This window comes from Butyrivibrio sp. ob235, assembly GCF_900109475.1.
Taxonomy (GTDB): domain Bacteria; phylum Bacillota; class Clostridia; order Lachnospirales; family Lachnospiraceae; genus Butyrivibrio.
Genome location: NZ_FOBE01000001.1, coordinates 435,008 through 449,394, shown reverse-complemented (window position 1 = coordinate 449,394; position 14,387 = coordinate 435,008). Strand labels below are relative to the sequence as shown.

11 protein-coding genes are annotated in these 14,387 nt (G+C 41.3%); 10 read left to right on the top strand and 1 reads right to left on the bottom strand.

The window, feature by feature from the left end:
- Nucleotides 1–3 precede the first annotated feature (3 nt).
- The 7 genes from hypD to BMW61_RS01850 all read left to right on the top strand — a co-directional run bounded on the left by hypD (nt 4) and on the right by BMW61_RS01850 (nt 7,509).
- Entirely contained in the window at nt 4–1,050 is a 1,047-nt protein-coding gene (hypD, locus tag BMW61_RS01880) for a hydrogenase formation protein HypD (protein ID WP_091819530.1), read from the top strand.
- Nucleotides 1,051–1,063: 13 nt separating this feature from the next.
- Nucleotides 1,064–2,059, top strand: a complete 996-nt coding sequence (gene hypE, locus BMW61_RS01875) for a hydrogenase expression/formation protein HypE (RefSeq protein WP_022760122.1) — start codon at nt 1,064–1,066, stop codon at nt 2,057–2,059.
- A gap of 102 nt (nt 2,060–2,161) precedes the next feature.
- Entirely contained in the window at nt 2,162–2,998 is an 837-nt protein-coding gene (locus BMW61_RS01870; RefSeq protein ID WP_091819529.1) for an adaptor protein MecA, read from the top strand.
- A gap of 120 nt (nt 2,999–3,118) precedes the next feature.
- A complete protein-coding gene (locus tag BMW61_RS01865; protein WP_091819527.1) occupies nt 3,119–3,832 on the top strand; it encodes a pseudouridine synthase in 714 nt (237 codons plus the stop codon).
- A gap of 40 nt (nt 3,833–3,872) precedes the next feature.
- A complete protein-coding gene (gene ligA, locus BMW61_RS01860; protein WP_091819526.1) occupies nt 3,873–5,897 on the top strand; it encodes an NAD-dependent DNA ligase LigA in 2,025 nt (674 codons plus the stop codon).
- Nucleotides 5,898–5,929: 32 nt separating this feature from the next.
- Nucleotides 5,930–6,898, top strand: a complete 969-nt coding sequence (gene metA, locus BMW61_RS01855) for a homoserine O-acetyltransferase MetA (RefSeq protein ID WP_091819525.1) — start codon at nt 5,930–5,932, stop codon at nt 6,896–6,898.
- 134 nt (nt 6,899–7,032) lie between these two features.
- Nucleotides 7,033–7,509: a hypothetical protein gene (locus BMW61_RS01850; RefSeq protein WP_022760117.1), complete on the top strand. Its 477-nt coding sequence runs from the start codon at nt 7,033–7,035 to the stop codon at nt 7,507–7,509.
- Between the two features lie 53 nt (nt 7,510–7,562).
- Here BMW61_RS01850 and BMW61_RS01845 read toward each other — a convergent pair whose 3' ends face one another.
- A complete protein-coding gene (locus BMW61_RS01845) occupies nt 7,563–11,834 on the bottom strand; it encodes a 2-hydroxyacyl-CoA dehydratase (RefSeq protein WP_091819523.1) in 4,272 nt (1,423 codons plus the stop codon).
- A 242-nt stretch (nt 11,835–12,076) separates the two neighbouring features.
- Here BMW61_RS01845 and BMW61_RS01840 point away from each other — a divergent pair, with 242 nt between their 5' ends.
- The 3 genes from BMW61_RS01840 (at nt 12,077) to BMW61_RS01830 (ending at nt 14,242) form a co-directional block, all read left to right on the top strand.
- On the top strand, nt 12,077–12,964 hold the full coding sequence (locus BMW61_RS01840) for a hypothetical protein (protein WP_091819522.1): 888 nt from the start codon (nt 12,077–12,079) through the stop codon (nt 12,962–12,964).
- Between the two features lie 12 nt (nt 12,965–12,976).
- A complete protein-coding gene (locus BMW61_RS01835; protein ID WP_022760114.1) occupies nt 12,977–13,741 on the top strand; it encodes an RNA polymerase sigma factor region1.1 domain-containing protein in 765 nt (254 codons plus the stop codon).
- Between the two features lie 90 nt (nt 13,742–13,831).
- The gene (locus tag BMW61_RS01830; protein WP_022760113.1) at nt 13,832–14,242 is read left to right on the top strand and encodes a hypothetical protein; all 411 of its coding nucleotides are present in this window, start codon (nt 13,832–13,834) and stop codon (nt 14,240–14,242) included.
- Nucleotides 14,243–14,387 lie beyond the last annotated feature (145 nt).

Genomic DNA, 14,387 nt, shown 5'->3' with positions numbered 1-14,387 from the left:
TTTATGAATAAATTAGAGCTTATAAAGGAAAAACTAAAAAATTATGACGGCGAAGAGCTCCGTTTTATGGAAGTTTGCGGAACTCACACTGCGGCTATTTCTGAAAATGGTATACCGGGGATGATATCGCCCAAAATCCATCTGATATCAGGTCCCGGATGTCCGGTATGTGTTACTGTCACAGCAGTAATTGACAGGCTTACAGAGCTGGCACTCACTGACAATACTACAGTGCTTACTTTTGGGGATCTTTTAAGGGTAAAAGGCTCAAAGATGAGCCTTGCCGATGCAAGGGCAAACGGTGGCAGCGTCGAGATGCTCTATTCTCCGATGGATGCTGTGAAAATGGCAAAGAATAACCCTGACAGGAATTATGTTTTTGCAGCTATCGGGTTTGAGACTACAACCCCCGTTTACGCTATGGTATTAAAAGAGATTATCTCGCAGGATGTTCATAATTTAAAGCTCCTGACATCCCTTAAGACTATGCCCCAGGTGATAAGATGGGTTTGCAAAAATACTGATAATATAGACGGATTTCTTGCGCCCGGACATGTAAGTGTAATTACAGGTTCGGACCTGTTTAAAGAACTTTCAGAGGAGACAGGGCTTCCGTTTGTTGTTGCAGGTTTTGACGGCAAGGGACTCTTGGCTGCTGTATATGCTCTTTGCGGAATGAAGGGCGAAAGCGGAATAAAGAATGTATATAAGAGTGCTGTCACGGAAAAAGGAAATGAGGAAGCAAGAAAAGCAGTCAGCGAATTTTTTGAACCCTGTGACGCTTCATGGCGCGGAATGGGAATGATTCCCGGATCCGGTATGAGACTGAAAAAGGAATATAGCGAGTATGATGCCGGAAGCTATGGTCTTGATGAGGATCATATGCCGCCGGGATGCAGCTGTGCACGGGTACTGACCGGGGAAATATCTCCCGATGAATGCCCTTTATTTGGTAATAAATGTACGCCCGAGGATGCTCATGGTGCATGCATGGTCTCCACGGAGGGAAGTTGTTACAATTATTATATTTCAGGCAGAAAGAAGAGATAAGGAATAAATATAGATGAAAGTTACAATGGCACATGGAAGCGGCGGTGCTTCAACAACTGAACTGATAGAAAACATATTTGCCAAACATTTTAAGAATGAATATCTTGATCAGATGGAGGATTCCGCAGTTGTTCCCGGAAGCGGGAGACTGGCGGTTACTACAGACAGTTTTGTTGTAACCCCGTATTTCTTCCCGGGCGGAGACATCGGAAGACTATCCGTATGCGGCACCGTTAATGATTTGCTTATGAGCGGTGCTGTTCCCAAGTATCTTACCTGTGGATGTATCCTTGAGGAAGGAATGGATCTGGATGATCTTGATAAGATAATCGAATCCATGGCAGCTACAGCGAAAGAAGCAGGTGTCACCATAATAACAGGCGATACAAAAGTTGTGGAAAAGCGAGGAGATTTTGGCGGAATAATGATAAATACATCAGGCGTCGGTTTTATGCCCGAGGGTGTTTCACTTTCACCTTCAGGACTTAAAGAGGGCGATGTGATCATAGTATCCGGTAATCTCGGTGACCACCATGCAGCAATTCTATCGGGCAGAATGAATATAAAAAATAATATTAAGTCCGATAATGCGCCTCTTTCCGAGATGTGCCGCTCACTTATAGATGAGAATGTAAAAGTACATGCCATGAGAGATGTGACAAGAGGTGGTCTCGGTACTGTTTTACATGAGTTTTCGAAGGCTTCAGATTGTGAGATAAATATATATCAGGATAAGCTTCCTGTAAGCGGAGAAGTAAGGGATTTTTGTAAAATGCTCGGACTTGACCCGGTTTATATGGGAAACGAAGGGAAGATGATCTGCGTGGTTTCAGGTGACGACGCGGATAAGGCACTTTCTATCATAAAGTCATCAAAATATGGTGAAAATGCAACTATTATCGGAGAGGTCAAAAAAGCCGATAATTCAGGTGTAATACTTCATACATCAATCGGAGGAACAAGACTTATCGGACCACTGTATGGTGAGGGACTTCCGAGAATATGCTGATAGAACATAAAGCGTAAATTGCTTTGTAATTTGAATATACTGTGATATAATGCACTATATGTTGTGATTTGAAAGTGGCTTTTGACATATTTGGAGTTTAATATGAAATTTACAAGAGTTAATAAGGACACTGTTAACTGCATAATTACAGAAGATGATATGGACGAGCAGGGACTTCGTCTCGAGGATCTTTTTGATAAGAGCCAGGAGGCTATGGATTTCTTACACGAAGTTATGGAGAAAGCAGCTGCTGAGGTTGATTACAAGCCCCAGGGAGCTTTTACACCCATGCAGATAACCGTCCTTCCGGACCATTCAATATCGCTTACTCTTTCCGAGAATACGGAGGGAGCTTTTGCGGATATGCTTAAGAATTTAACTGAAAAAGCAGGACTGAGATTTCCTAAGAATTTCCTGGAGGAACTCGGTGATGTTCCGGAGGAAGACAGAATTCCCAAATTGAGTGAATATCTTCAGAGTCTTAAGGATTTCACCAATTCAGTTAAGAATATGGTAGAGAAGACTTCATCTGATATGAATGATAAAGAGGATGACAGTATACCGGTAAAGAGAGGATCTGTACGACAGACCAGAATAGAAAACAGAGACGAAAAAAGGGTATCTGAAGAACTTGAGAAGATCGGCTTTAAGACTTTTGTCTTTTCAATTAAGGATTTGAGGACAGCTATTTTACTAAGTAAGCAGATTCCCGATGATGTTGTCATGGGCAGTATATTGTACAGAAATCCTTCCGATAATATGTTTTATATGGTATTTGACCGAAAGGATGAAAATGCAAAAACATTTGCTGCAGTTTTCTCTGTGTGCTACGAGTTCGGCAAATTTGTAACCACGAAGGACAGTATAATCTGTCATATGGATGAGAACTTTGATACTGTTCTTAACGGGGATGCAATAGAGAGACTCCGCAGTTTATAACTTTCGAAGAAGGACCACTGCATTTATAAATGAGTTTTACCAAAAGGGACGACTTCCGATGAAGGACGTTCCTTTTTTATACTATGAAAACCACGAATATATTCTAAGAACAAAGAAAATATGGAAGAGATTAGATTAAATAAATATATTGCCATGTGCGGCGTATGTTCACGGCGGGATGCTGACAAGCTCATAGAGGAAGGAAGAATAACCGTCAATGGTAAGCCGGCTCAGTGCGGGATGAAGGTTAGCGATGAGGATGAGATTCTCTGCGACGGTGTTTTGATATCCCGATTTGGTGATAAAATTGTTATTGCGTATAATAAGCCTGTGGGCGTAGTTTGCACTGAAAAGGATGAACATGCAGAGAGAACAATAATTGAGGATCTCGGTTTTGACAGACGTGTGACCTACGCAGGCCGCCTGGACAAGGATTCTGAGGGGCTTATGATCCTTACGAATGATGGGGATCTTATTCAGGCAATGATGAAATCCCGCAACGGCCACGAGAAGGAATATGTCGTTGAAGTTGATAAATCCATTACGGAAAAGTTCCTAACTGATATGGAAAAAGGAGTTTATCTTAAGGAACTTGATAAAACGACAAGACCCTGTAAGGTGAAAAAAATATCTGAGAGTTGTTTTAGAATAATACTTACTCAGGGGCTGAACAGGCAGATAAGACGAATGTGCGACGCTTTTGGATATTATGTTGTCAGGCTGAAGAGAGTGCGCATACTGAATATTGAGCTGGGTGAGCTTGGGCATTCAGAGCATCGCATGATTGAGGGCGATGAACTCAAAATGCTCTATGAGCTTGCCCGGAAGAATTAGTATGAAAAAGGCAAAATAAGTTGTTTATGGGGAGTTTTTTATGGCAGATAATGATACACAATTAAAATATAAGGAGCTTTCGGAAAAAATCCGCTATCATATGGACCGGTATTACAATCAGGATGCTCCTGAGATTTCTGATTATGAGTATGATCAGTTGATGCTGGAACTTAAAAAAATGGAGAAAGAGCATCCGGAGCTCATAACCAAGGAGTCTCCGAGCCAGATTATCGGAGGCACAGCAAAGAGAGAAGCCGGAGTGAAGGTAACTCACAATGTTCCTATGCTTTCAATTGAAGACGTATTTGACAAGGCAGATGTTACTTCCTGGGTGAATAAAGTTCATGAAAAGCATCCGGATGCGCAGTTTTCTGTAGAACAGAAGATAGACGGTCTTTCGATGACTCTCAGGTATGAGGCGGATACAGATAAGCCCGGTTTTATGAAGCTTGTGATGGCTGAGACCAGAGGGGATGGAAGAATTGGGGAAGATGTTACAATAAATGCTCTTGTGATTCCTGATGTACAGAAGGAAATAAGGTACAGTGCAAGTTATCTGGAGCTTCGCGGTGAAGTATATATGTCACACGAGGACTTTGACAGATTCAATGAACAGCAGGAGAAGCTCGGCAAAAAGCTTGCAGCTAATCCGAGAAATCTAGCGGCGGGAACGCTTAGGCAGCTTGACAGTGCGGTTACAAAGGAACGCGGCCTTCGAATGTTTGTGTTTAATGTTCAGGATGGTCCTGCAGAGCTTTTGGAAAGCCACTGCAAAGCACTTGATACTTTGGAGGAGCTCGGTATTCCTGTTGTACGACACAGACTCTGCAATAGTTCCGAGGATGTTATTGATGCGATAGATGCCATCGGTGACGAGCGATTTGACCTTACTTTTGATCTCGACGGAGCTGTAGTGAAGGTTGATCATACAGCCTGGAGAGACGATTTTCCGGCAGGCAGCAAATACTCAAGCGGACATATTGCATACAAGTACCCGCCTGAAGAAAAAGTTGTTGTAATGGATGAAATCATTGTAGATGTAGGCAGAACTGGTAAGCTTACGTTTACAGGAAGTTTTCATGATAAAGAGACCGGAAAACCCGCAAGACTTTGCGGAACCTCAGTTTCAAGAGCAACACTGCACAACCAGGATTACATCAGGGATATGAAAATAGGTATAGGAGGAGCATATAAACTCTTCAAATCAGGTGAGATCATACCTAAATTAAATGGTTGTGTGGAAGAACCTGCAGAGATATTCAAAGCTCCTGAAATATGTCCTGTATGCGGGCATAAGCTAGTACAGGAAGAGGATACAGCAGACATAAGGTGCGTTAATCCCACATGCCCTGCTCAGGTTACGAGAACTATAGCCTATTTTACATCAAGAGATGCCATGAACATCATGGGACTTGGTGATACGCTCATAGAAGCCCTGACAAAAGACGGATATCTGAAAAGTTATGCCGATATATATGACCTTTACAAGTACCGTGATGAGATGGTTGAAAAGGGAATAATCGGTAAGGAAAAGAATACAGATAAACTCCTATCTGAGATAGAAAAGTCAAAAGAAAATGACCCGGTAATGCTTCTGACAGGACTTGCCATAAGAAATGTCGGGAAAGCTACAGCCAGAGAAATCATGAAACATGTATCGGATCTTACTGATCTTTTCAAAATTACTGTGGATGGATTTTTGTCTATGCCTGATATTGGAGAGACGACGGCAAATGATTTGTACGAGTTCTTCCACAGCAAGGATAATGAAGAATTGATACTCAGGATGAAAGATGCCGGGGTAAATATGGCTGTTAAAATTGATGAGGACGCCTCGGATAAACTAAGCGGTATGACAATTGTTGTTACCGGAACACTGCCCAGTCTTGGGAGAAAAGAAGCAGAAGAGCTTATTACGAAGAACGGTGGAAAAGCTGCCGGAAGTGTTTCGAAGAAGACTACTATGGTTCTTGCGGGTGAAGCTGCGGGCAGTAAACTGACCAAGGCACAGGAACTGGGTATTAAAGTTATAAACGAAGAAGAATTTCTTGAATTAATAAAATAATATACCTTTTATAAGGTGATGGAGGTTATGGTATGCCGATCAAAATTATGAATGATCTCCCGGTACGTGAGATCCTGGAAAAAGAAAATATCTTTGTGGTGGATGAAAATCGCGCCATGCATCAGGATATTCGTTCTTTGAATATTTGTATTCTGAATCTGATGCCATTAAAGGAGGATACAGAGCTTCAGCTCCTTAGATCTTTATCTAATACACCTTTACAGATAGATGTTTCTTTTATGAGAGTTAGCAGTCACAAGTCGCTTAATACATCGCCAAACCATCTTAACAGATTCTATCATACCTTTGATGAGCTTCAGGATAATACCTATGACGGACTTATTATAACAGGAGCTCCGGTTGAGCAGATGGAATTCGAAGAGGTCGATTATTGGGAGGAACTCTGCAGAATTTTCGAGTGGTCAAAAACAAACGTGACTTCTACTTTTCATATCTGCTGGGGGGCACAGGCCGGACTCTATTACCATTACGGAATAAAGAAACGCCCGTTGCAGGAAAAACTTTTTGGTTTATTTGAGCACAGGGTGGAGAACAGAAAAGTTCCGCTTGTAAGGGGATTTGATGATGTATTTCTTATGCCCCATTCAAGACATACGGAATCACCCTCATCAGAGATACATGCATGCAAAGACCTTGTAGTTCTCGCGGAATCAACTGTTGCAGGCGTATTTCTTTGCATGAGCAGAGACGGCAAAAACATTTTTGTTATGGGGCATGCAGAATATGACAGACTGACTCTTCACAACGAATACATTAGAGATTTAAGCAAGGATCTTCCTATACATATTCCTGAAAACTATTATCCGGAAGACAATCCTGATAATACACCAAAGTTAACCTGGCGTTCTCACTGTAATAATCTGTATTCCAATTGGCTTGATTATTATGTATATCAGGCAACTCCATATAGATGGGGCCAGATCCTTGATGACGAGAAAAAAACAAAAGCAACCTCTGCCCTTACGACTGAAACTATCTGAAATGTTTTTTTATAAACATAAAAGTTTTATGAAATATGGGGTACTATGCCCGCAAACGATAAAAAATAAGCTAAAATATAATATATCGATGATGTTTAGCTTGCGGATTTTTATCTGCGGAAAAGGGGTAACCTATGGGTTTAGATCTTGAAGAGGAAGAGAAGGAAGTAAAGACTACAACTAAGACCAGAACCAAGAGAACCAAAGAACTTTTGGAAGAGAATGCCAAGCGGATGGAAGAACTTAAGACTGAGCATGCCAATATGGAGAGAGAAATTGAGGATCTCGATAAAGAAGCAGCAGCTCTCGGAAACAAGGATGCCTTGAATTTAAAGATTACGCATGAGAAATTTGGTAAAGGCACAATTGTTAAACAGGATGGCAAGTATATAGAGGTTGAGTTTTCGGATGTAGTCAAAAAGTTTGTACTTCCGGGGGCAATAGCCGATGGATACCTTAAGATCGATGATGAAAATCTGCTTGATTATTTCAAGAAGAGAAATGATGTTCATAATCGTTCACTTAAAGCGCATCTGGCTTTAAGATCTAATGAGTTTGCTATGGAACGACTTCAGGACGACATTGATAAACTTAATGAAAAGGCAAAGTAAGTAAACAAATACAGCCGGTGCAAATGCACCGGCTGATTTTTATTTCTCATACTTTATGAAATTGCTTTTGCCTCTTCAAGCTTTTCTTCTTCATGAGCCTTGGTGTGAGCCGTAGAGAGCATGAGCTTGATTCTGTTAAGCTGATTTACTTCACTTGCACCCGGGTCATAATCAATTGCTACGATATTACATCCGGGATAGAGTTTTCTCATCTGCTTAATTACGCCCTTACCAACAACATGGTTCGGAAGACAACCAAAAGGCTGTGTGCAGACAATATTGGAGGCACCTTCCTTGATGAGTTCAACCATCTCGCCTGTAAGGAACCAGCCTTCACCTGTCTGGTTACCGATTGAAACAATAGGCTTTGCATATTCAACAAGCTTATAAATGCTTGTAGGAGCATCAAAGTGAATACTCTTTTCAAATGCTTTGGAAGCTCCGCCGCGAAGCTTTTCCAGAGCCCATATACCTGCTTTACAAAAGGCCTTGGTCTTAGCGCTTGTTCCAAACTGATCAGCTTTGTAAACCTGATTGTAGAAGCAGTAGAGCATGAAGTCTAAAAGATCCGGAACAACAGCTTCGGCGCCTTCTGATTCAAGAAGCTCTACAAGGTGATTGTTAGCAGCGGGAGCAAATTTTACAAGAATCTCTCCTACAACACCGACTCTTGGTTTAATGGCATCGGTAATTGGAATCTTATCAAAATCTTCAACTATTTCCCTGCACATACGCTGGAATTTGAAGAAGCTTAGATGCTTTGCAGAAACAAATTCTATACACTTTTTCTTCCACTTATCATGAAGGGCATTAACCGAACCTTCAGTAACTTCGTAGGGACGCATACGGTATACGCATCTCATGAAGATATCACCGAAAACTGCCGCATAAGCAGCTCTTTCAAGCATCTCAAAATTGAGATGGAAGCCCGGGTTCGCCTCAAGCTTACTTAAGTTGGCGGAGATAACGGGGACTTGTTCCATACCGGCTTTTCTCAAAGCCCTTCTTATGAAACCAACATAGTTGGTAGCACGACATCCACCGCCTGTCTGGCTCATGAGCACGGCAGTTCTATCAAGATCATATTTTCCTGAGTGAAGCTCATCCATGATCTGACCGACAACCCAGAGCGAAGGGTAGCAGGCATCATTGTTAACATACTTAAGACCCATATCTATAGCATGCTTATTATCATTCTGCATTACAACAATGTTGTAACCGCATGCGGAAAGAGCCGGCTCAATGATGTCAAAATGTATAGGAGACATCTGAGGAACGAGAATGGTGTAATTTGCTCTCATTTCCTCCGTAAAGAGCTTTCTGTTAATTGCGGTTGAACCTATTGTGCGTTCTTTGTTTTCTTTCTGTGCGCGCACACGTATAGCTGCAAGCAATGAACGAACACGAATTCTTGCGCTGCCAAGATTATTAACTTCATCAATTTTAAGACAGGTATAAATCTTATCTGAACCAGATAATATATCATTTACCTGATCTGTGGTTACTGCGTCCAGACCGCAACCAAAAGAGTTAAGCTGAATAAGATCAAGATCATCTCTTGTGCGTACAAAACTTGCTGCGGCATACAGACGTGAGTGATACATCCACTGGTCTGATACAATAAGGGGGCGTTCAGGTGTCCCGAGGTGAGATACTGAATCCTCTGTAAGAACCGCAACACCGTAGGAACAAATCATATCCGGAATACCATGATTGATCTCGGGATCTACATGATAGGGGCGACCCGCTACAACAATACCGTGGCGATTGTTGTCCTTCATCCAACGAAGAGTCTCTTCGCCTTTCTTTCGGATATCATCCCTTGCCTTTTCCATCTCAGCCCAGCCTTCGCTTGCCGCTGCAATTATCTCATTGGCAGGAAGCTCTGAAAATTCCTTAACAAGAGCATCGGTGGCAGTCTTAAGGCTTGCAAAGGACATGAAAGGATTTCTGAGTTTTACTTTTCCGTCTGTAATTGCCTCTACGTTATTCTTTATATTCTCTGAATAAGAAGTAACAATAGGGCAGTTGTAGTGGTTAGTTGCTCCATCTACCTCATCGCGCTCATAGAACAGACCGGGATAGAAGATAAAATCAACGTTATTTCTGATGAGCCACTCTATGTGACCATGAGAAATCTTCGCCGGATAACACTCAGATTCGCTGGGAATTGATTCAATGCCAAGCTCATAAATCTGGTGAGTGGATCTGGGCGAGAGAACGACGCGATATCCGAGCTTTGTGAAAAATGTAAACCAGAAAGGATAGTTCTCATAATAATTCAGAACTCTGGGAATACCAACTGTTCCGCGCTTAGCCTCAAGTTCATTAAGAGGCTTGTAATCAAATATTCTCTTGTACTTATATTCAAAAAGATTAGGAATGCCGGCAGCATTTTTTACTTTGCCGATACCGCGTTCGCAGCGATTACCTGAAATGTGCTGACGTCCACCCGTAAATTTATTAATTGTAAGACGACAATGATTGGTGCAGCCCTGACAGGTAGTCATGCTTGTTGAATATTCGAGCTTGTTAATCTGATCGATTGTAAGCATGGTTGTCTTAGAGCTGTTCTTTTCATGGAATCGATTTCTGGCGATAAGAGCGGCACCAAAAGCACCCATAATACCCGCAATATCAGGACGGGTAACCTGAGCTCCGGAAATTTTTTCAAAAGCTTTAAGAACAGCATCATTGTAGAAGGTACCACCCTGAACAACTATGTGATCACCGAGTTCCTTTGCATCTGATACCTTTATAACCTTAAAGAGTGCGTTTTTAATAACCGAATAAGCAAGTCCTGCAGAAATGTCAGCAACAGAAGCGCCTTCCTTCTGAGCCTGCTTAACTCGTGAGTTCATGAAAACAGTGCAGCGAGTACCAAGATCAATGGGAGCATCAGCAAACAGAGCGATTTTTGCAAAATCCTGAACACTGTAATTAAGAGATTTTGCAAAAGTCTCTATAAAGCTTCCGCAACCGGAAGAGCATGCTTCATTAAGCTGAACACTGTCGACAGTCTCGTTTTTTATATGAATACACTTCATATCCTGACCGCCGATATCCAGGATACAGTCAACTTCAGGATCAAAGAATGCTGCTGCATTATAATGTGCAATAGTCTCTACTTCGCCATCATCGAGCATAAGTGCGGACTTAAGCAAAGCTTCACCGTAACCGGTGGAGCAGGAACGAGCTATATTAACGCCTTCGGGCATAAGCTTATAGATTTCCTGAATAGAGCTGATAGCTGTTTTAAGAGGACTTCCGTTATTGCTTGAATAGAATGAATAAAGAAGATCGCCGTCCTCAGATACGAGGGCACATTTTGTAGTGGTGCTTCCCGCATCGATTCCGAGGAATGCGTTTCCTTTATAGGTGTCAAGCTTTGCGGTTTTTACTCGGTAATTATTCTGTCGATCAAGGAATTCCTTATACTCATCTTCAGACTCAAAGAGTGGCTCAAGTCTTGAGACCTCTGCAGCCATTGTTATTTTATGTGAGAGTTTCCCAACCATATCAACCATTGAGTAATGGCAGTCTTCCTGTGCATTCATGGCTGAACCGATCGCGGCAAATAGATGAGAATTATCAGTATCGATAATATGCTCATCATCAAGCTTAAGTGTGCGGATAAAAGCGACTTTGAGCTCTGAAAGGAAATGAAGAGGTCCGCCGAGAAATGCGATATGTCCTCTGATAGGCTTGCCGCAGGCAAGACCACTTATAGTCTGGTTTACAACAGCCTGGAAAATAGAAGCTGCAAGGTCTTCCTTAGTTGCGCCTTCATTGATAAGAGGCTGTATATCTGATTTTGCGAAAACACCGCAGCGAGCCGCAATGGTATAGAGAGACTGATAATTTTTGGCATAACAATTAAGACCGGATGCATCTGTCTGCAAAAGCGATGCCATCTGATCGATAAATGAACCTGTACCGCCTGCGCAGATACCGTTCATTCGCTGCTCAACATTACCGTCTTCAAAGTAGATGATCTTTGCATCCTCGCCGCCAAGCTCAATAGCTACGTCAGTCTTGGGAGCAAGAGCCTTAAGTGCTGTGGATACGGAGATAACTTCCTGGACAAAAGGTACTTCCAGATGGCTGGCAAGAGTAAGACCGCCGGATCCTGTAATGACAGGGTGAAGGGTAACATTACCGCTTATTTTTGCAGCATCCTGAAGAAGTGATAAGAGTGTCTCCTGAATGTTTGCAAAATGTCTCTTATAATCTGAAAAGACGATGTTTCTGTCTGAGTCCATAAGAGCAATCTTGACGGTGGTAGAACCAATGTCAATGCCAAGTGTGTAGTCCTTTGAAATCATAAATAAAAACCTCTGAAACCTAAAAAACCTAAAAACAAATCTGTTACTACTTATATTTATATCGCAAAAATAAAATGCGCATTACGCTACATTATAATCGAAGAAAGTTTAAAAATCAATTATTCAAATATCGGTGCAAAAGGGCATAAAATGTGATAAACTCAATAAGAATGTGTAAAAACATATAATAAAATTTTGCAAAGAAAGCTATTTTTTGTGATAGTTTTCATCATAGGAGTTATATGAGTAATTTTGAAAAGAAATTCGGGAAATATGCGATAAAGAATCTGACACTGGTTCTTATTATATGTTATATAATCGGCTACATTTTGAGATTTGCTCCAATTGGAACAGGCATATTAAATATGCTTACTCTTAATCCACATTTGATTCTGCGTGGCCAGATATGGAGAATTGTAACCTGGATACTTATTCCACCTACGGAGAGTAATCTTTTCTTTGTACTTATCATGCTGTATTTTTATTATTCAATAGGAACGACCATGGAGAGAGTATGGGGAGAGTATAAATATAATCTCTATATTTTTACCGGTTTGCTTTTAATGATCATAGCTGCTTTTTTAAGCTATGCGTTTGTTCTGTTTGAATTAAAAATGGGAATGAATACACCTTATATGACAGGAGATGTCGGATTTGAGATGCAGTTGGCTGCGTTTTCATTTAGTACATATTATATTAATATGTCTATACTGCTTGCTTTTGCCGCAACTTTTCCTGATAACGTTGTACTTTTCATGTTCATTATTCCGCTTAAGATGAAGTGGCTTGGAATAGTATATGGTGGCTGGCTTGCCTTTGAAGCTATTTCCGCATTTGTGAATGGTAATATTTATCTGTTCTTTGCTATTACGGCCTCACTTTTAACCTTTGCCATTTTCTGGTTCTCAGGCGGACGCCTCATGCATCTTCGGCCGAAAGAAGTCAAGAGAAGAAACGATTTCAAACGTTCTGTAAAGATAACGCCGCCGGGAATTACGAAACATAAATGTGCTGTTTGCGGCAAAACAGAAAGTGATGATCCCACCATGGAATTCAGATTTTGTTCCAAATGTAACGGCAATTATGAGTATTGTCAGGAACATCTTTTTACTCATACACATGTGAAATAACAGGAGATTTATATGTCTAATCTTGATAATAAGGAAAAGGAATTCGCCCAGGTCCTTGCAGATATTACGAAGCATGCAAGAAGGCAGGGCGGAACGGTTACTGAGGACGAGATAAGGGATGCATTTGAAAACCTTGAACTTAGCGATGCCCAGTACGAACTTATATATGATTATTTAAAAAAGCACAATATAGGTATTGGAGAGACTATCGATTCAAGTGAGTACCTCAGTGAGGAAGAATCGGGATATCTTTCTGAGTATCTTGAAGAATTATCCATGATTGAAACTGTTTCTGACGGTGAAAAGGAAGCAATTATTATTTCCGCCATGGCGGGAGAAACAGATGCGCAGAAGAAACTGGCGGAGATAAGCCTTTCCATGGTTGCCGATGTTGCAAAGCTGTATGCAGAGCAGGGAGTACTTATTGAGGATCTTATAGGTGAGGGCAACATTGCTCTTATGAAGGCGGTTGGAGATCTCTCCAATCTGGAAGATCATAAAGAATGTGATGCATTTCTGGCTCAGATGGTTATGGATGCCATGGAGAATCTTATAGAGGATGATGCTGCAGAAACAGCCAGAGCACAAAAAGCTGTTAAGCTTGTTCAGGAGGTTGCGGATAAGGCTAAGGAGCTGGCCGATGAACTCAGAAGAAGCTGTACTGTAGATGAGCTTGCTGAAGAGACCGGCTGGGACAGAGCAAAAATACTTGAAGCAATCAAAGCGTGCGGCAATCAGATAGAAGATATAGATTATAAACCTGAAAAGAAGGAATGATTTCCCTTCAATCGGATTTGTTTTGAGAATAAGGGTGATTTATCGTACACCAAAAATGATAGTATTAGGTAGAACAAAGGGGACAGGTACTTGTACAACATTGTAAACGAGGATGATTTTAAATATACCATGCAGGATGTTTCAAAATATTACTTTGGAGCAAGGCTGAGTTATACAGAAATCCTCGCGGATGAGATGGCACCGTTTAAGTTTAAGACTATCGTGGAGCGGTACATAGTTAAGGATATGGATCCGGCCACAACCCTTGAGAGTCACCTTTATTACCTGGCAGAGGAGGATTTTCAGTTTCGGGTTTTCAAACAACTCAAGGCTAAGGTAAGAGTTAGCCAGTTAAGAAAAGGATCCTCTGATCACTATCAGGAAAAAGTGTATACGATGAACCAGCTTGCAGCAATTACTCCTTCGGAAAAAGAAAAAGCAGGTATGATAGTAAGGGAACTTATTGTTTCCAAACTGGCTCTCTTTGCATTTTCTGTGTGATTCGAATGCACAGATTTTGGGGTTGACTTTTCTTCCAGGTGTGTGTAATATACAAAAGTCTTAATTATGGCGTGTCGCCAATTTTTTCCATTTTTTATTTGTTTTACGGGTAAACTTTCGAGTTTTTCATGTTGACACATACGAA

Excerpts from the sequence above, each read along its gene's own strand:
- BMW61_RS01850 (WP_022760117.1), top strand. The coding sequence starts at position 7,033 with ATGGGTTTAGATCTTGAAGAGGAAGAGAAGGAAGTAAAGACTACAACT.
- BMW61_RS01840 (WP_091819522.1), top strand. The coding sequence starts at position 12,077 with ATGAGTAATTTTGAAAAGAAATTCGGGAAATATGCGATAAAGAATCTG.
- BMW61_RS01870 (WP_091819529.1), top strand. The coding sequence starts at position 2,162 with ATGAAATTTACAAGAGTTAATAAGGACACTGTTAACTGCATAATTACA.
- BMW61_RS01845 (WP_091819523.1), bottom strand. The coding sequence starts at position 11,834 with ATGATTTCAAAGGACTACACACTTGGCATTGACATTGGTTCTACCACC.
- ligA (WP_091819526.1), top strand. The coding sequence starts at position 3,873 with ATGGCAGATAATGATACACAATTAAAATATAAGGAGCTTTCGGAAAAA.
- hypE (WP_022760122.1), top strand. The coding sequence starts at position 1,064 with ATGAAAGTTACAATGGCACATGGAAGCGGCGGTGCTTCAACAACTGAA.
- BMW61_RS01835 (WP_022760114.1), top strand. The coding sequence starts at position 12,977 with ATGTCTAATCTTGATAATAAGGAAAAGGAATTCGCCCAGGTCCTTGCA.
- hypD (WP_091819530.1), top strand. The coding sequence starts at position 4 with ATGAATAAATTAGAGCTTATAAAGGAAAAACTAAAAAATTATGACGGC.
- BMW61_RS01865 (WP_091819527.1), top strand. The coding sequence starts at position 3,119 with ATGGAAGAGATTAGATTAAATAAATATATTGCCATGTGCGGCGTATGT.
- metA (WP_091819525.1), top strand. The coding sequence starts at position 5,930 with ATGCCGATCAAAATTATGAATGATCTCCCGGTACGTGAGATCCTGGAA.